Annotated in this window: 1 protein-coding gene; it reads right to left on the bottom strand. The window is 51.8% G+C overall.

The genetic code is table 11. The features are described from left to right. The coding region (locus tag ACUHMQ_RS21350) for a hypothetical protein (RefSeq protein WP_445297433.1) at positions 1 to 255 on the bottom strand (255 nt) is incomplete at both ends.

The following is a 255-nucleotide window of genomic DNA, read 5'->3' as shown; positions in this document are numbered from 1 at the left end:
CTCACCAAGCTTTGTCACAGCAATTACCTGTCCGGGCTGCACTCCAACACCATTCAGATTCAGCGCGCCGGCAGTTGGCAACTTGTCGATTCGTACCGCCTTTAAACTGTCACCCGCATCCACATCAATAAAGCCAAAATCGGCAGCCGCGAATATTTTTCTGCCATCTTCCTGTATGGTAAAGCGCGCATCTTTACCCGACGGTGCATCGTTGACCGGTGTGACATCGAGATTGATCGTCGAAATGGCAACGCC

Source organism: Chitinimonas violaceus (assembly GCF_052601015.1).
Note: the sequence above shows the minus strand (reverse complement) of the source record. Positions and strands in the feature narration are given on the sequence as shown.